At 56.1% G+C, this 18186-nt stretch carries 13 protein-coding genes; 4 read left to right on the plus strand and 9 right to left on the minus strand.

Translation table 11 applies throughout. The annotated features are described in order from the left end of the window. The first annotated feature begins 11 nt into the window (after positions 1-11). A complete protein-coding gene (locus CWS43_RS05090) occupies positions 12-971 on the plus strand; it encodes a D-2-hydroxyacid dehydrogenase family protein (RefSeq protein ID WP_101075852.1) in 960 nt (319 codons plus the stop codon). Here the strand turns inward: CWS43_RS05090 and CWS43_RS05095 are convergent. Genes CWS43_RS05095 through CWS43_RS05115 form a run of 5 tightly spaced genes read right to left on the minus strand, consistent with a single transcriptional unit; the run spans position 968 to position 8306 of the window. Beyond that, positions 968-1672, minus strand: a complete 705-nt coding sequence (locus CWS43_RS05095) for an energy transducer TonB (protein ID WP_101075853.1) — start codon at positions 1670-1672, stop codon at positions 968-970. The genes CWS43_RS05090 and CWS43_RS05095 overlap by 4 nt on opposite strands. Beyond that, positions 1669-3288 (minus strand): cyclic peptide export ABC transporter, encoded by a 1620-nt coding sequence (locus CWS43_RS05100; RefSeq protein ID WP_198555781.1) that lies wholly within the window; start codon positions 3286-3288, stop codon positions 1669-1671. Before CWS43_RS05100 ends, CWS43_RS05095 begins: the two co-directional genes overlap by 4 nt. Positions 3289-3310: 22 nt before the next feature. Continuing rightward, positions 3311-5305: a Fe(3+)-hydroxamate ABC transporter permease FhuB gene (gene fhuB / locus CWS43_RS05105; protein ID WP_101075854.1), complete on the minus strand. Its 1995-nt coding sequence runs from the start codon at positions 5303-5305 to the stop codon at positions 3311-3313. Further along, positions 5302-6189: an ABC transporter substrate-binding protein gene (locus tag CWS43_RS05110; RefSeq protein ID WP_101075855.1), complete on the minus strand. Its 888-nt coding sequence runs from the start codon at positions 6187-6189 to the stop codon at positions 5302-5304. Before CWS43_RS05110 ends, fhuB begins: the two co-directional genes overlap by 4 nt. A gap of 2 nt (positions 6190-6191) precedes the next feature. Continuing rightward, complete coding sequence (locus tag CWS43_RS05115; RefSeq protein WP_101075856.1) at positions 6192-8306, minus strand: TonB-dependent siderophore receptor; 2115 nt, start codon at positions 8304-8306, stop codon at positions 6192-6194. 170 nt (positions 8307-8476) lie between these two features. Here CWS43_RS05115 and CWS43_RS05120 point away from each other — a divergent pair, with 170 nt between their 5' ends. Further along, positions 8477-9262, plus strand: coding sequence for a helix-turn-helix domain-containing protein (locus CWS43_RS05120; protein ID WP_101075857.1), 786 nt, complete (start codon positions 8477-8479; stop codon positions 9260-9262). 68 nt (positions 9263-9330) lie between these two features. On the opposite strand, the gene CWS43_RS05125 is transcribed toward CWS43_RS05120, so the two are convergent. After that, positions 9331-9663: a DUF496 family protein gene (locus tag CWS43_RS05125; protein WP_013574907.1), complete on the minus strand. Its 333-nt coding sequence runs from the start codon at positions 9661-9663 to the stop codon at positions 9331-9333. A 152-nt stretch (positions 9664-9815) separates the two neighbouring features. Beyond that, positions 9816-10916, minus strand: coding sequence for an FUSC family protein (locus CWS43_RS05130; RefSeq protein ID WP_101075858.1), 1101 nt, complete (start codon positions 10914-10916; stop codon positions 9816-9818). Between the two features lie 299 nt (positions 10917-11215). Between CWS43_RS05130 and CWS43_RS05135 the strand changes: the two genes are divergently transcribed. Together CWS43_RS05135 and sbcB are read left to right on the plus strand one after the other, a co-directional pair. Continuing rightward, positions 11216-12370, plus strand: a complete 1155-nt coding sequence (locus CWS43_RS05135; protein WP_101075859.1) for a glycosyltransferase family 9 protein — start codon at positions 11216-11218, stop codon at positions 12368-12370. A 151-nt stretch (positions 12371-12521) separates the two neighbouring features. Further along, the gene (gene sbcB / locus CWS43_RS05140; RefSeq protein ID WP_101075860.1) at positions 12522-13949 is read left to right on the plus strand and encodes an exodeoxyribonuclease I; all 1428 of its coding nucleotides are present in this window, start codon (positions 12522-12524) and stop codon (positions 13947-13949) included. Between the two features lie 744 nt (positions 13950-14693). Here the strand turns inward: sbcB and CWS43_RS05145 are convergent. Further along, a complete protein-coding gene (locus tag CWS43_RS05145) occupies positions 14694-16070 on the minus strand; it encodes an APC family permease (protein WP_101075861.1) in 1377 nt (458 codons plus the stop codon). Positions 16071-16550: 480 nt separating this feature from the next. Then, positions 16551-17975 (minus strand): glutamine synthetase family protein, encoded by a 1425-nt coding sequence (locus tag CWS43_RS05155; protein ID WP_101076450.1) that lies wholly within the window; start codon positions 17973-17975, stop codon positions 16551-16553. Between the last annotated feature and the right edge of the window lie 211 nt (positions 17976-18186).

Consider the following 18186-nt stretch of genomic DNA (forward strand, 5'->3'; position numbering starts at 1 on the left):
AAGGAAGTTCCATGCCCTTGCAATGCCTGATCCTGGATGATTACCAAAACGTCGCACTGTCGCTGGCTGACTGGCAGGCGCTTGCGCCGCAGGTGGAGTGCCATGCGCTGACGGAGCATATCGGTGATGAAGACTCGCTTGCCGCACAATTACGGGATGCCGACATTGTGGTGATCATGCGCGAGCGCACGCCCTTCACGGCATCATTGTTTGCCCGCCTGCCAAAACTCAAACTGCTGATCACCTCCGGGATGCGCAATGCGTCGGTCGATCTGCCCGCCGCTCATCAAAATGGCGTGACGGTTTGCGGCACTGGCAGCGGCCAGGCCGCACCGGTCGAGCTGACCTGGGCGCTGATCCTCGGGCTGGCTCGGCATCTGGTGACAGAAAATAACGCGCTGCGCCAGAACGGGCCGTGGCAAAGCACCGTCGGCACCGGCCTGAGCGGTAAACGTCTCGGCCTGCTGGGGTTGGGTAAAATCGGGCAGAAAGTGGCGCTGGTTGCGCAGGCATTCGGGATGGACGTCAGTGCCTGGAGCCAGAACCTGACCGCAGAACGCGCCGCTGAGCATGGCGTGCATCTGGCAGCATCGAAAGAAGAGCTGCTGAAAACCAGCGACGTGGTGTCAGTGCATCTGGTGCTGAGCGAGCGCACGCGCGGGCTGCTCGGCGCACCGGAGCTGGCGCTGATGAAGCCCGACGCGCTGCTGATCAATACCTCTCGCGCCGCGATTGTCGATCAGAGCGCCCTGCTGGACGCCCTGCAAACCGGGCGGATTGCCGGTGCCGGGCTGGACGTTTTCGAAACAGAACCGCTGCCGCCCGCGGATCCTTTCAGAACGCTGCCCAACGTGCTGGCGACGCCGCATCTGGGCTACGTTTCTGACGGCAACTATCAGGTTTACTTCCGGGAGGCCGTCGAAGATATTCAGGCGTTTCTCGCCGGGAGCCCGGTGCGGACGCTGAACTAAGAATTCAGCGAGAAAACCAGCGGCACCAGAACGGACGCGGCTACCGGATCATTGCCGCTTTTCGCCGGAATAAAGCGCCAGCGTTTTACCGCGTCCACCGCTGCCTGATCCAGACGCGGATAACCGCTGGACGTGCTGACCGCCACGCTTTGCGCCTGACCGCTGGCGCCCACCTGCACTTTCAGCATCACCTTACCCTCTTCACGCAACCGCCGCGAAAGACGCGGGTAGTCTGGCGGCGGATTATTCAGGTACGCCGCACTGAATACTGGCTGGGAAACAACATGGCTGACGGCAGGCTTTGCGGCCACCGCGGGCGCTGTATTTTCGGGTTCGCTGGCTTTCGGTTCAGCATCTTTCACCGGCCTGACCGGCGGCTTTTCCACTTTTTTCAGCGGCTTGCGCTCTGCCGTTTTTTTCACCGCCGGTAACGCGAGAACCGGCTTTTCAGCGGCCGGTGGCGGCACGGTTTGCGCAACGGACTGCGGCTCGGGTTCGGCCACCGGCTCCGGCGCTTTTACCGGGGGTGCAACCGGTGCCAGCATCATCATTTGCACCGCCAGTACCGGCGTGGAATTTTGCGGCGGCGTGAAGGGTGCCAGTTTTAACGACAACAGGATCACACCGTGAACAGCGGCAACGCCCGCAAGGATCACCAACATTCTCAGCCCTTTGACCGTTTTCAGACGGCGCACGGTCATAACGCCTCCGGCGCAATGTCAGAGGTTATCTGCCCGTAATCCATGCGGATGCAGCGGTCGGCCAGGTGGAAATAGCGGTCATCATGGGTGATCGCCAGAACGGTTTTGCCCTGCTGTTTCAGCGCCGGAAGCAGTTGCTGATAGAAGACGTTTTTGAATTCCGGATCCTGATCCGCCGCCCACTCATCGAACAGATAGAACTCGCGATCCTCAAGGTACGCCACCAGTAATGCCAGCCGTTTGCGCTGGCCGGAAGAGAGCGAAAGCGTTGAAAACTTTCCGCCGCTGAGCGTGACTTTGTGTTGCAGATGCAGCGCCTCCAGCAGCGTTTTTGCACGTTCGTCCAGCCCCTGCGCGGGCAATCCGTGCAGCGCATCAAAGAGATAAAAATCGCTGAATACGGTGGAAAAATGCTGCCGGTACGCGTCGCGGTTATCGGCATTCACCGGCACGCCGTTCAGCAAGACCTCACCGCTTTCCGGCGGATACAGCCCGGCCAGCAGCTTCGCCAGCGTGGTTTTCCCGCTGCCGTTGCCGCCAATCAGATACACCAGTTCGCCGCGCCCGAAGTGCAGGCTCACCGGCCCCAGCCGGAAATGCTGTTGCCGGCTGTCGTTAAAATAGTGATGCACGACGTTGCGCAGTTCGATGGAAACCATCACCGGGACGGCAGTTTGCGGCGCGACCGATTCCGGCGGTAACGCCTGCGTCACCGCATCAATTCTGTCCAGCGCCACCCGCGCCATGCCGATGGCGGGCAGACTGGAAAGCGCGGCTTCCACCGGCACCATCATGTAGAGAAAAACCATCGAAAAACCGGTCATCACCGGCAGCGGAAGCGGCATTACGCGGGAAAGTAAAAACAGCACGCCGCCAATGAAGGTAAAGAAGAAAAAGCTGCCCCAGATATTGGCCATCGCGTACAGCACATAGCCATGCGTACGCTCGGCGCGCACCTGTTCGATGGTGGTTTCCAGCTCATCGTGCAGGAAATCCTGCCGCCTTTCGCGGTGCAGGCGCAGTTCTTTGGCGCCGCTGAACAGCGCACCGAAATGCCGCAGCAGCCCTTCCTCGCGCATCCGCGAACCTTTCAGCAAGCCGATGGCTTTGCTGTTGACCGCCAGATAACCGAGCGAGCCGAGCACAATCGCCACCAGCGCAATCAGCATCACCGGCAGTGAAAGCCAGCCGAGGTATAACAAACATCCGGCAATGACCGCGATATAGGATAATAAGCCGGGCAACGTGACAAAAAAGACCACGATCTGGTCCAGATCCTGCGTCAGCACCGCCATGGCTTTTGCCACGCCCTGCTGTTCCAGATCCGGGTAGCGCGCACTGGCAATCTGGTGGATTGTTTTAAGCCGCAGGCGGGCTTTGGCACACTGCCCCATCGACATAAACAGGCTTTGCGACAGGGTACGCGTCGCCAGCATCGCCGCGCCGGCCAGTGCAAATTGCCAGGCCAGCGTCAGACGCTGCGCGTCACTGGCGGTCAGCGCCTGATTGATCAGCGCCAGCAGTGAGGCGTTTGCCAGCCCGCTTATCAGGCTGGCGGCCAGCGCGACGATAAGCCAGCCGCCCGCGCTGCGAAACAGGAAAGTCATTAACTGCATTTTATCTCTCTGGAAAAGCGTTTTATCCACGGTGTTGTTGCCTGTAAAGCAGAACGGCCAGCCACGGGCCGCCGGTTAATGTCGCCATCAGCCCGGCCGGGATCTGGCGCGGATATAACATGTTTCGCCCCAGCCAGTCGGCCACCACCATCAGCAACGCCGAAATCATTACCGCCAGCAGCAGCTGTAACATCGGCCTGCGCGCACCCAGCTGACGGGCGATATGCGGCCCGAGCAAGCCGATAAACGACAGCGGCCCGACGATGAGCGTTGCCACACCGGTCATCGCGGCGGCCAGCACCATCACGCCTGACCGCGCGCGCGGCACCCGCATCCCCAGTGAAAAAGGCACAGACTCCAGCGGCAGTAACTGCAGATGGCGGCGCAGCAGCGGCGTCAGCGCCAGCAAAAAGACGGCCAGCAGCAAACCGGCGGCGGCCATCGGCGTGGTGACGTAATACGTCGAACCGGTCATCAGCTGGCGCAACATGTTGGCGGCAATGCCGTTGTTGCTCATCACGACGCCCGCCACCGACTGGAAAATCGCCGTGATCGCCAGCCCGCACAGCAGAGCGCGCTGGGGATGAAACCGACCCTGGCGAAAACTGAGGGCCGTGATCATCAGGGTAATAAACGCCCCGGCGGCACTGCTGAGCATGATGCCACCCATGCCCGCTGCGGGCTGAATCAGCAGTAAAACGGTGATCCCCAGCGACGCCCCCGCGCCGATGCCCAGCAGCTCCGGGCTGGCCATCGGGTTGGCGGTGACGCGCTGAATCAGCACACCCGCACCAGCCAGCAGCACGCCCGCCGTCAGCCCGGCGACCATGCGCGGCAGGCGGTACGGCATCAGTTGCAGGAACTCCGGCCAGCCGCTGAAATGCCAGCCGTTCAGGCTGCGCCCGACGTCAAGCGAGAAAAAGATCCCCGCCAGCAGCAGGATGAATACCCACAGCGTGCGCGGTTTCGCGACAGTGGCGGTTGCGGCGTGCAGGCTGTCTTTAATAGCCTGCACCGGCACGCTGCGGACGCGCGGCAGATACCACAACAGCAGCGGCCCGCCCGCCAGCGCGGTCATCATGCCGGTCGGCAGCAGAAGGCCGTGGTATCCGGTCAGGCGGCTGACGCCCTGATCGGTCAGCCACAGCAATCCGCCGCCGACCAGCGGCGACCAGAGTATCCGCTGGCGTAACCGGTGTGCGCCCGCCAGCGCGGCAAGGTGCGGCGCGGCCAGCCCGATAAACCCAATCACACCGGCCTGGCTGATCACCAGGCTGCTGATCGCCAGCGCCGCCAGCAACACGACGCTGCGCACGAACCCCGGCGATATGCCGAGCGAGCGCGTCACCTGTTCATTGAGCGACATCAGGCTCAGCGGGCGCAGCATCAGCAAAATGGGGATCAGGCAAAACAAAACGCGCGGCAGCAGCCACCAGAATGCGTGCGAATCCTGCTGCACCAGCGAACCGCCGCCCCAGATGAAAATCGCTGCCAGAGACTGGTCGTAAATAATCGACATCAGTAACGTGACGGAACCGCAATACAGGTTGACCAGCATACCGGCGAGGATCAGCGCCAGCGGCGAAAACGCCTGCCGCGACGCCAGCACAAACACCGTCAGCAGCGCAATGACCGAGCCGCCGAGCGCCAGCCATTCGCGTCCGATCATCAGCCATGCCGGAGCCATCAGCGCGGTCAGCGTCAGCGCCAGCGTCGCCCCCGACGCCACGCCGAGCGTCATCGGTTCCGCCAGCGGATTGCGCAGCGCCTGCTGCATCACCACGCCGACCAGCGCCAGCGCCATTCCGCACAGCAACGCCATCAGCTGACGCGGCAACCACATGTCCTGAATCACAATCTGGCGCGGCGACGGTTGCGCGAAAGCGTGCGTGAGCGTGCCCGTCCACTGGTTCAGCGGTAAAAGTTGCGTCAGCTGTTGCGCGCTGAGCAGCAGTGCGGCCAGATACAGCAGCGCACACAGCCGGGCGGGAGAATGCAGAGAAAATAGCCGCGTCATCCGGCCTGCCCTCCGTGATTTTGCAGTAACGCCTGCACCAGGTTTTCGGCAAAACCTACCGCCGTCAGCAGTGCGCCGTTTTCCGGCAAGCCGTCTTGCAGGATCAGCAGATTTTGCTTTTGCAGTAACGGCAGGCTCTGCCACAGGCGGGAACCGATTTGCGTCGTCGGGTCGGTCTGCGGATAAGACGGGATCAGCACCACGCGCCCCGCGCCCTGCGACACCAGCTGATCGAGCGAAATCAGCGTCGCCCCCTGCGGGCTGGCGGACATCTGGCTGGCATTGGTCAGCCCGAGCACGCGCAGCACGTCATCAAACAAACTGCCCTGACTGAACAGGCGCAGATGGAGAATATCCACCACGCTGGCGAGATAAAGCGGCGTTCCGGCGAAGGGCTGCGCGGCGAGACGCGCTTTCTCAAGACGCGCCTGCGCACCGGCAATCACCCGTTCGGCCCGCGCAGGCTGACCGGCGGCGGCGGCCATCTGGCGCATATTGATTTTTGACTGCGCGAGCGGCTGCGGGCTGTCGGTCTCGAGGACCAGCAATGGCGCAATCGTGCCCAGCTGTGCATCGGCCATCTGGTGCGCTGGCGTGATCAGAATCAGGGAAGGCCTGAGTTCGCGCAGGGTTTCATAATTTGGCTGATACAAAAGCCCGACGTCAGCCACGCCCGCCGGAAGCTGCGGCTCGCGGTACAAACGCCGGTACCAGACCGGTACTGCAACGCCGGCCGGCACGATGCCCAGCGCCAGCGCCATTTCGGTCAGCCCCCAGTTGAGAATAACCCAGCGCGGCAAAACGGACGGAGCCGCCAGCCCTGAGAACACCGGCAATGCGATGCTCAGGGCCAGGGTGTGCCGCAAAAATTGACGGCGGTTCATCGTTACCACTGATAACTCAGGGTGGCCATGTACTGACGGCGCAGGCCGTAGTGGCAGCCGTTATCCTGACAGTAGTTCAGGTACTCTTTGTCCGTCAGGTTTTGCACATTCATGGCCAGTTGCCATTGCTGCCAGCGGTAGCGCGCCATGGCGTCAAACACAGTGACCGCCGGGACTTTCAGGCTGTTGGCGTTGTTGGCATAACTGGTGCCGACATAACGCGCACCGCCGCCGACGCTCAGGCCATCGAGCACGCCGCGCAGGGCATATTCGCTCCACAATGCCGCCGTGTGCCGCGCAATCCCGACCGGGGAATTGCCCTGATTGCCGTCATTGGATGACGTCACTTCCGGGTCGGTGTAGGCGTAAGACGTGCTGACCAGCCAGTCCGGCGTGATGTTGGCTTTGGCCTCCAGCTCAATGCCGCGCGAACGGATTTCACCGGTCTGCACCGAGTAGTTCGGATGATCCGGATCGGCGGTCAGAACGTTCTGTTGTTTAAGGTCATAAACCGCGGCCGTGAACAGCGCATCCAGCCCCTTCGGCTGATATTTCACACCCGCTTCGGACTGTTTGCCTTTGGTCGGCGTGAACGCCGTGCCGGTGTAAGACGTGCCGGTTTGCGGCTGGAATGAAGTGGCATAGCTGACATACGGCGAAATACCGTTATCAAACAAATACATCAGCCCTGCCCGGCCGGTCGTGGCGTAGTCGTTAAGCTCCGTGCGGTCTTCTGCCACCAGATCCGTGCTGCGCGTTTGCGCTTCGTCGTAACGTCCCCCCAGATTCAGCAGCCAGTTCTGCCACTTCATCTGATCCTGTGCGTAGAAGCCGGTCTGCGTCATAAACAGACGGTTATGGCTGGTGATCGCCGGATCGGCCACCGGCGTGCTGTAATCCGGATCCAGATAATTCAGGGGCGATGCACTGCCGTAACCGGCATTCTGGCGCAGGTCGTCGTGCACATAATCCACACCAAACATCAGATCGTGATTAACCGGGCCGGTATCGAATTTGGCCTGCAAGCGGGTATCGACGTCGAAGGCTTTGAATTCTTCCATAATGTGCATGCTGTAGCGGTTAACTTCCGGCGCACTGGCGACAACGCCAAACGGGTACACCATCTTGTAATCGCTTTTGGTTTGCAGGTAACGCAGGTTCTGATGCACCGTCCAGACGTCATCGAAATGATGCATAAACTCGTAGCCAACGCTGGCCTGCTGGCGGGAGTATTTATCAAAGCCCGGCTGACCGCCGTAGAAGCTGGAAGAAATATGCCCGTTCGGGTTGTTCACCAGCGTGCCTTCCACCGGCAGTTGGTTGTAAAAACCGGTGTCCGGATCTTTGCGGAACTGGCTGAGGAACGTCAGGCTGGTGTTGCTGTCCGGCTGCCAGGTCAGCGCAGGTGCGATGTCATAATGTTTGTATTTTGTATCATCAACCTGCGTATCGGATTTGGACATCGTGCCCGTCAGGCGGCCAAGCCAGTGCTGGTCGTCATCGAGCGCACCGGACAAATCCAGGCCGCCTTCCATCAGGTTGTGGTTTCCGGCGGTAATATACACTTCGTGATAGGGGTCAGCCGTCGGGCGTTTGCTGACCAGGTTCACCACGCCGCCAGGGCTTGTCTGCCCGTACAGCACGGAGTTCGGCCCTTTCACCACCTCAATACGGTCAAGTAAATAGGCATCATAATTCGGGCGCGACCAGTAGGTCACCGTCGGTAAACGTAAGCCATCGAGATATTCGTCGGCGTTAAAACCCCGGATCACAATCGTGTCGAAACGGTAATCTGCGCCACCGGCTTCGGATTGCACACCACCGAGATAACGCAGCGCCTGCGGCACATTCTTCGCGCCCTGCGACGCAATCTGCGCCTGCGTAATCACGGAAACGCTCTGTGAGGTTTCGATCAGCGGACGGTCACTTTTGGTCGCACCGCTGGCTTTTTTCGCCACAAACGTGTCGGCATCATCCTGTGCAGCGTCCGAGGTCACCGTGACCGTCGGCAAAACAGCAGTCGCCGTTTTATCTGCGGCGTGCGCCTGCCCTGCCATCCAGCACATCATCAGCGCGGCGCTGACCGGTTTAAGCGTGAAGCGGTGTTTACCCTGCATGTGTATCCCCGAAAAGTGTTCAAAATGGCAAAAATGAGGATACAAATGATAATCATTAAGTTTTAATTTAAAAGACGACAGGATAGACTGTCTGAGATGTTTTGCCAGGGAATAGCGCGTAACAGACACAATTCGGCAATTTTGACGTAATAGATGAGCGATTGTTGGAAATGGACAAAATCTGGCGTAAAGGGTATGGCCTCGGCAGTCAGGCTACCGCTCCCCTTCTGGTTGCACGGTCTGCGGCGTACCGCAATCAGACCCGTGAAAACTGGCATTCTCATACGGCGGCGCAGCTGATGTTTTGCACGCAAGGCGTCGTACGGGTCCTGACGCCGCAGGCTTCATGGACACTCGGGCCGTTGCGCGCCATCTGGCTGCCGTCCGATTTACCGCATGAATTCCATGCGCTCGGCGATATCCGCACGTACAGCTTATATATTGACCCACAAACTGCAATGGAATTATGGCCGCAGTGCCGGGGCCTGCAGGTCAGCGTGCTGATGAATGAACTGGTTCAGGCAATGCTGAAGGCGCAGGATCCGGTCGCGCCCGATCCGCTGCGTGCGGAGCTCATTGCCCCGCTGCTGCTCGACGAACTGCGTCACGCCAAAACCAGCGCGGTGTGCAGTGTGCCCTTGCCCACTGACCGGCGTCTGCTCAATATCTGCGAACTGATGCTGGCCGCGCCGGACAACAACGATACACTCGATTTTTGGGGTGCCAAAGTTGGTGCCAGTTCACGCACCGTCGCCCGGCTTTTTCGCGAACAGACCGGCATGACGTTCGCCGGATGGCGTCAGCAACTGCGCCTGGCGGAAGCCGTCGCGCAGTTAGCGCAAGGGAAAACTGTGGTCAGCATCGCCAGTCAGTTGGGCTACCACAGCCCGAGCGCGTTCATTTCAATGTTCAAAAAAACGCTCGGAGAAACGCCACAGCGTTATCTTCGGGCGTAATATTTACCGGATCACAGGCGTAAAAAAACCGGGTAAAACCCGGTTTTTTGTTTAAAGCAGCAACGAAATTATTTGGTTTCGTTGGCTTTGATTTCGCCCATAGCTTTCAGCTTTTTAGACATTTCACGACGTTCTTTCGACAGATCGGCATTACGGATGATGTAGTCATCAACACGATCTTCATAGTCGCCGCGCATGCTGGCAATAATTGCCTGAATTTCGTCGATGCTCATTCCTGGTTTGATGTAATCACTCAGGTTGTCGAGCAGCAGAACACGTTTCTGGTTATCGCGAATTTTCTTTTCGTTATCAGCGATTTCGCGTTGTAATTTGTTTTTACGACGGAAAATGCGCACAAACTCCAGAACGTCCTGGAAACTCGGCTTATTGATATTGTCCATTTTAACACCTTCGATTAAGTTACACAGATTCAGTGACTGACTTGTCGCACCCCGTTTCGCCACCCACTAGCGTAGCAAAAAACGGCCTGCGCGCTCAGATAATCGTCCAATTGCCTCATCTTACCCGTTTTACGCCGCAGACAAAAATCCCTTCATGCTTTCGTCGTTTTACCGCGGGTAATTTGAGCGTCTTCTTTTTGCATCGTCATGGTGATCAGATCCCCCATCGATTTCAGTTGTTCGGCCACCTGCATGCTGAGCCAGACATAGCCATAGACCTGCGCCTCAAGATGGTTATCCGCTGCATTCATTTCCGCCATCAGGGCTTTCAGCTCTTCCGCTGACTCATTGAGCTGGGTATTAATTTTAAGCTCATCACCTTTCGTCCCGTTAAGCAGCATCAGGCTGAGTTTTTCCAGTGTCCCGAGCATCAGCAGTTGCGCGCTCCGCAACGTGCGGGCATTGAGCATCAGGAAATGGCTTTCACGGGAACTCCAGTAGGCATCGGCCAACAGCTCCAGCGTACACAGCAGGTTGCGGCTAAGCGTCTGGATCGCATCGAACACTTCACGCGGTATATGCGATTCTTTGCTGGCTGGCGCAAACAGTGAGCGCATTTTCACCATCTGACTCATGGTCGTTTTCAGCTTACCGTGCAGATGCGGGCGCTCGAGCATGTTAGGCGACAACCACGCGCTGTAGAGTTTGTTCAGCGACATCAGGTAATCCGCCATCTGCATACGCCAATGGATAAAGGCGCGCTGCGGATAGATACTGGCAAAAAACAGCGCCAGCAGGGAACCGAAAATGACATCACCGGAGCGCCAGAGCGCAGTATTCATGTCACCCGGCCCCGCCCCGCACACCACTGCCAACGTAATACCGATCAGCAGCGCCATATACGGCCGCCTGCCAAGCGTCAGATACCCGCTGATAAACATCACAATGCCGCACCACACCAGCATCAGCGGCAACGAGTAAAGCTCGAGCCACAGGGCAATCAGCCCGGAAGCGGAGCCCAGCACCGTCCCGCTGATCCGCTCCAGAACACGCTGAACCACATTGCCCCAGAAAGAAATTGGCCCCATCACCACCACCAGCGTGATCAGCGGCCAGGTGCCCTCAGGGATTTCGGTCAGTCTTACAATCAGGAAAGTCAGCAGAAATGCGACAGCAATGCGCAAAGCGTGAGTGATGCGATAGTTACGGTAAATGACGTTATCCAGCGATGATATTTTCTTGTCGAGACGCACGTTAAGCCTGCCGTAAGGCGCAAATTCAAAGAGTGCAGTAGTTTAGCCGAGTTGCCGGAGGGGATCACCCTGCTTATGTCAGGCTTTTGGCGGATTGATGCTGAAAATTTCCGCCGCGGGGACATGTATGAGGTTTCGGCAGGAAACATCAAACAGCATGTCAATAGAGTGAAAGAAATTCGCCAGAAAACGTCAGACAGTTGACTTCACTTACCTGCGCTGGATACCATATAGGAATATTCTTATAAAAAACAATAACAGTTAATATGATAGCGGATGCATTGCAGGGAAAATAAAGAATGCCATTGCAGAGACTCAGAAGATTAAACCGGGAAAAGAATATTTTCCTGAAAAAGATTAAGCTTAATGCCAAGTTATTTTTCCTGGACAAGAGAAAGCGCTCAGCATCTCCTGTTTTGACTGATAAAATGAATATTATTGTTCTGTGCAATGGGTTTGGCATTGGTGATGCTATTGTCACAACAGGTTTAATTTGCTCCCTCCATAAACAGGGGCATTCTGTGACGTTATTATGCGAAAAGAGAACCTCTTTCATTTTCGAAAATTCTCCTTCTGTCAGTAAAGTGATCATCTTTGAAGGTTTATCGGCCCTTCGCAATGAATATAAAGTGCATTATGATTTGCTGATCGACATTAATGAAAAAAACCATCTGAGCCCGCTCAGATTCAGAATAATCAAAACGCTGAATCCAAAAGTTTCAATGGGTATTAACCAGAACGGTTACAAAATTTACGATATCTCAGTAAATTACGAAGAACCCCAAAAACACATCAGTTGTAAGCATCAGAAAATACTGGAAAACCTGGGCATCATTAATAATAACTATGCCTATGCACTGACCATCCCTGAAAAAATAAAATCTGCCACAGCAGAATTCATCTCTGCATTAAAACCCGGGAAGTTAGTGGTTATCAACCCCTATGCCACTGAGCACGCCCGGGATATGTCTGCACAACAGATTACTGAGGTTTCAGAATATATTCAGGAAACACTGGGGCAGACGGTCGTATTTATTGGCACCCCGTCACAGCTGGAAAAAATAGCCACCCCGCCGGGGGTTAAATTCCCCTCACCTTCATTTTTGCATGCAGCTGCATTGATTAAGGCCGCAGATTTAGTGATCTCCCCCGACACTTCTATTGTCCATTTATGCAAAGTTTACGATAAGAACTTAATTTGCCTTTATAACAATAAAATATTTGGGTGCGGCAATGAGAATAATATTGTCTGGGGGCCCGGATATGATAATGCGCTACAGATTTTATCACCGGGTAAACGGATTGATGAGATAACGTCTGACACCCTGTGCAGTGCCATTAAGGATATCGCGACGCAGCTGGGCTGGACAATGCCCGCCAGCCAACACGTCACCCTGCAGGCTGATCATTTCAATACATTAGCAACAGAAAAGGCGGTCTCGCGCGTTGAATGATTGCCCCCGGTAATCAGGCTAACATTCAGTATCAGCCCCAGCCGTGATATTCTTTCCGGCAGTGATTTCCCCATACTTTGTCAGCATGCGAAAGCACCTCTTTCTCATGCTGACTTAAAGTGCCTTCGACTGAATAAGGCCTGCTTAAACCATGTCAGACAAGCCGCAAAAGACCTTCTACTTCCACGATTACGAGACATTTGGCAAAAACCCGGCTCTGGATCGTCCGGCACAGTTTGCCGGGGTGAGAACCGACGAAGATTTCAATATCATCGAAGAACCGTTGGTGATTTATTGCCGCCCTTCTGATGATTACCTCCCGGAGCCGGAAGCGGTGATGATCACCGGAATTACCCCGCAGATTGCGCTGGAACGCGGCGTGATCGAAGCGGAGTTCACGGCGCAAATCCATAAAGCCTTCAGCATGCCGGGCACCTGCATTGTGGGCTACAACAACATCCGTTTCGACGACGAAGTCAGCCGTAATATTCTTTATCGCAACTTTTACGACCCGTACGCCTACAGCTGGCAGAACGGTAATTCCCGCTGGGATTTGCTGGATGTGATGCGCGCCTGTTACGCGCTGCGCCCGGAAGGCATCAACTGGCCGGAAAACGACGACGGTTTTCCGAGTTTCCGTCTTGAACATCTGACCAAAGCCAACGGCATCGAACATGAAAATGCCCACGACGCGATGGCCGATGTTTACGCCACGATTGCGATGGCAAAGCTGGTTAAACAGGCGCAACCGCGTCTGTTCAGTTTCCTGCTCGAACACCGCAGCAAGCACAAACTCAATACGTTGATTGATATTCCGTCGATGGCACCGCTGGTGCACGTTTCCGGCATGTTCGGCGCAGCACGCGGCAATACCGCGTGGGTCGCGCCGCTGGCCTGGCATCCTGAAAACAAAAACGCCGTGATCATGTGCGATCTGGCAGGCGATATGTCCACGCTGTTAGATCTCGACCCCGACCAGATGCGCGAGCGCTTGTACAGCCGCCGCGACAGTTTGCAGGCCGGGCAATCTCCGCTGCCGATCAAACTGTTGCACATCAATAAATGTCCGGTGCTGGCCCCGGCAAAAACGTTGTTGCCGGAAAACGCCGAGCGTCTGGGCATTGACCGCCAGCGCTGTCTGGAGAATCTTCAGATATTGCGCCAGAACCCGCAGGTGCGTGAAAAAGTGGTGACGATGTTTGCCGAAGCCGAGCCGTTTACCGCTTCCGACGATGTCGATGCCCGTCTGTACGACGGTTTCTTCAGCGACGCCGACCGCGCCGCAATGCGGATTATCCTGGAGACACGTCCGGAGAATCTTCCCGCATTAGATCTGACGTTTAATGATTCACGTATCGAACCGCTGCTGTTCCGGTTCAGAGCCAGAAATTACCCCGTCACACTGACGGATGCCGAGCAAAAACGCTGGATGTTACACCGGCAGATGAAGCTCACGGATGAGCGTGTTCAGGCGTACATTTTAGAGCTTGAATCGCTCTACAACTTGTATGAAGGGGATGCGGAGAAGATCGCGCTTCTTGGGGCGCTGTTTGAGTACGGGAAGAAATTGGTTTCCTGATTTGCCGAAGGCCGCGGCAATTTGGCGGCTTTTCAACACTAACCGAGAAAGTTTCGGTTTCTCAATGGCAGTGCGGGCTGACCGAGAACTTTTCGGTTTCTCAATTGCAGTGATCACTTAACGCACTGCGCCGAAACCACCAAAGAGGGAGGAAAGCGCCTCCCTCTTTGATCTCCCACGCTTTTTAACTCCGCGCTATCGCTCGCTGGCTATGTTTCAGCAACCCGGCTATTGCCGCGAAATCTTGCCGCTGCGCGGTTCCCTCACTCGGTTTCGAGCCACAGGTCTCGAAACACTCATTCAGCAAAATTTCTGACAGCGGCCACTGGCTTAACTAAATTCAACGGCATTCTGTTTCTTATTTTACTTTCGGTTGAAACGGTTACTCATTTATTAAATAACAATCATCGGTGAGGTTGCGAACTAGAAAGTTTTTGGCCGCTTTCAAAACGACGTCGAATGAACGGTGAGAAACAGCGAGAGTCTTTTTTCGAGCAGGTTCGAACCTGAAATGAGAGGACCGCGCAGCGGCGGCGTTTGCGGCACTAGACGTGGTATCTGAAACATAGCCAGCGAGCGATAGCGCGCAGTTGAAAAACGCGGGAGTCCAGAGGGAGAAGGTTTATTCTCCCTCTGGTCGGTGTGGGCCGACGCCCACGACTTTGAATTTTGTTTTTGAAGCCGCCAATTTACAGCGGCCTCCTGCAAAACAAAAAGTTTCAGCCCTTTTCAAAGGGCTATAAATCACGCTTCCGGCGCTATCTCCCCGCTCATCTGCGGCGGCTGCTTACGAAACGCGTTGGTGATAAACGCCAGATACCCCAGGCCAATCGCGCCCCACACCAGGCCGAGCGTCATCGAACTGGCTTCGAGGTTCAGCCACAGCGCACCGACGGTCAGCGCACCGATGACCGGCAGGACCAGGTAGTTGATGTGGTCTTTCAGCGTACGGTTACGCTTCTCACGAATGTAGAACTGGGAAATCACCGACAGGTTCACGAAGGTGAAGGCCACTAACGCACCGAAGTTAATCAGCGCCGTGGCGGTCACCAGATCAAAGGTCACGGCAGACATCGCCACAACACCGACCAGCAGAACGTTGAACGTCGGGGTACGCCATTTCGGATGCACGTAACCGAATACTTTCTCCGGGAATACGCCGTCGCGGCCCATCACGTACAGCAGACGGGAAACGCCCGCGTGCGCGGCCATGCCGGATGCCAGAACGGTGACACAGCTGAAGCACAGGATGACGGACTGGAAGAACTTACCGGCCACGTACAACATGATTTCAGGCTGTGAAGCGTCCGGATCTTTGAAGCGCGAGATGTCCGGGAAGTACAGTTGCAGGAAGTAAGACACGACAACGAAGATCACGCCGCCAATCAGCGCGGTCAGGAAAATCGCTTTCGGAATGACTTTGCCCGCGTTTGGCGTTTCTTCAGACAACGAGCTGATGCCGTCGAAGCCGAGGAACGAGAAGCACAGGATGGTTGCGCCGGTAATCATCGGCACCACATGCGCGTTTTCGCTGAAGAACGGTTTCGTCGTCGCCAGCGTGCCCATGCCCTCGCCCATGTAAACGCCACGGACCAGCAGGCCAAGGAAGACCACCATGATCGCGACCTGAACCACAACGATGATGCTGTTGAGGTTGGCAACAATCTTGATGCCACGCAGGTTGAACGCGGTCATCATCGCGACCAGCGCGGTCACGAAGATCCACGACGGTACGCCCGGGAAGATAGCTTCCAGGTAAATTTTTGCCAGCAGGATGTTGATCATCGGCATGAACAGGTAGTCCAGCAATGATGACCAGCCGACCATAAAGCCGACGTGCGGGCTGATGGCTTTTTGCGCGTAAGTGTAAGCAGAACCGGCAGACGGGAAACGCTGCACCAGTTTGCCGTAGCTGACGGCGGTAAACAGCACGGCGATCAGCGCAAAGATGTACGCCGTCGCGACGTGACCATCGGTCAGGCCGGACACAATGCCGAACGTATCGAAGATGGTCATCGGTTGCAGATAGGCCAGACCCATCATCACAACCTGAACCAGCGTCAGGGTTTTACGCAGTTGTACACGCTGAGTCGCCGGAGCGGCAGAAGTGTTAGCAGACATGGCTCAGCCCTCCCTGAATTGCAGACACCGGGCGTTTAAACGCCTCTGAAAGCAACGTACAGGGAAAACTTCGTGAGTTATTACCAGTAAACGGGGGATAGATCTTCACATCGCTGATGACGGAGGTGAAGGCTGTGCGAATTTGGCCGCAGCTGAAAGAAGCACCGGCGGGCACCGGTACAGGTTTGAAGTATTGCCCCATGTTACATTTCCTCATAGTGGCGACCGTTTTTAATTTGGGGTCGCACACGAACCTTGTTATCTATCCGGATCTGGGTCCGGCCTCTGTTGAATTAGTTTGGGTACTGCACATACAAAAAAAATAACCGGCGCCTTTAAGCGTCGGTTATCTGCAGTGCCGCGTATTTTGCACAAATCACGCATGAATGACAACATTCAGAGGCTGCAAGTTACAAATTCTTTTCCGATTTTAAACATTCTGCGCGGCCAGCATAGCGGCAACGCCAGAGATGACGGGAATCAGGCGTTTCTGAGCATCCAGTCGATCTCTGTTTCTGTCACCCGCCGTTCGAACTGCAACAGTTCATCGGATTTACAGGCGTGATAAACCTGCGAGAAACGTTCGCCGAGGATCTTTTTCAGCGCCGGTTGCTCATCAAAATCATATAACGCATCGCTCTGGCGGATTGGCAGCGGGATCCCCTCCTGCTCAAGGCCATTCCCCGTCACCGGTTCGGGCAGTGGCAAATCATTGTCCAGCCCGTAAAGCATCCCGGCCAGCACGGTGGCAACCACTAAATATGGATTGGCATCGGCACCGGCCACGCGGTATTCCACACGGTGATCGGCAATTCCGCTGCACGGCACGCGCAGTGCAACGGTGCGGTTATTGTGCCCCCACGACGCCTGGGTCGGGACATACATGCCCGGCTGGAAGCGGCGGAAGGCATTCACGTTGGGCGCTAAAACGGCCATGGACGCGGGCATCAGGGTAATCATCCCGGCGAGTGAACGTTTCATCAGCGCGGAATCTTTACCGTTCGCATCGGCGAAAAGGTTTTTGCCGTTGTCATCGAGCACGCTGAGATGAATGTGCATCCCGCTGCCCGCATAGTCGTCATACGGTTTCGCCATAAACGTGGCGTCCATTTCATGATTTTCCGCCACCAGGCGCACCAGACGTTTGAGCATCAGGGCATGGTCACAGGCGCGCAAAATATTTTCGCTGTGGTGCAAATTGATTTCGAATTGCCCCGGAGAGGATTCCGCCACCGCGCCATCCGCCGGTAAACCCTGGATATGCGCCAGACGGTCAATGTCACTGAGGACATCGGCAAAGTGATCCAGATTATCGACGGAATAAACCTGCGTATGCAGGCTGCGCTCCTGCGTTCCGGGGGTACACGGCGGCTGAATATACCCTTCCGCATCCCGCTGCCTGTCGAGCAGATAGAACTCCAGCTCTACCGCTACCACCGGGAATAAGCCCCGCTGGCGCAATGTTTGCCAGATATGGTTCAGCACATTGCGTGGTTCAACGTTAAAGGGAGTGCCATCTTCGTCAAGCATGGTGAGAAGCAGCTGGCCGATGTGTTCGGGGTCGGAAGCCGAAGGCGTTAACGTGCCGGGAACGGGAATACAGGTGCGGTCAGGCTCGCCCAGTTCCTGGCCTAAACCGGCTTCTTCCACAACATTACCGAGAATGTCCATGGCGAAGACCGATGCCGGGAAATAACAGCCTTTTTCGAGTTTACGTAATGCTGAAACGGGAATGCGTTTGCCGCGGAAGGAACCATTGAGATCGGTGAGCAGGACGTCGACGTGCAGGGTAAGCGGGTGACGCTCCAGGTATTGAGATACTTCATCCTGGAACGCGCTACTTCGCTCTTCCACCGGCTTAGCAAGGGGCTCATTCTCGCTAATCTCTTTCTTAATATCGTTCATCAGTTCAGTCGTTTGCATAGGTTTTCCGCCATTTGCTGGTTTCCGGTCTCAACGGCACCACCATGGTGCCTGCCGGTTATGCCTTACCGTTTCATGGGTCTGTTCAACGCAGTCTTCTCATTGGTTGTGAGCCTCGCCAGTGTGCTCGAAATATAGGCCATATGATTAACCCTAGCTGTAACATTAACTATTTGCAACACCTACAATCACG

The sequence above is a fragment of the Rahnella sp. AA genome (genome assembly GCF_002834385.1).
GTDB lineage: Bacteria > Pseudomonadota > Gammaproteobacteria > Enterobacterales > Enterobacteriaceae > Rahnella.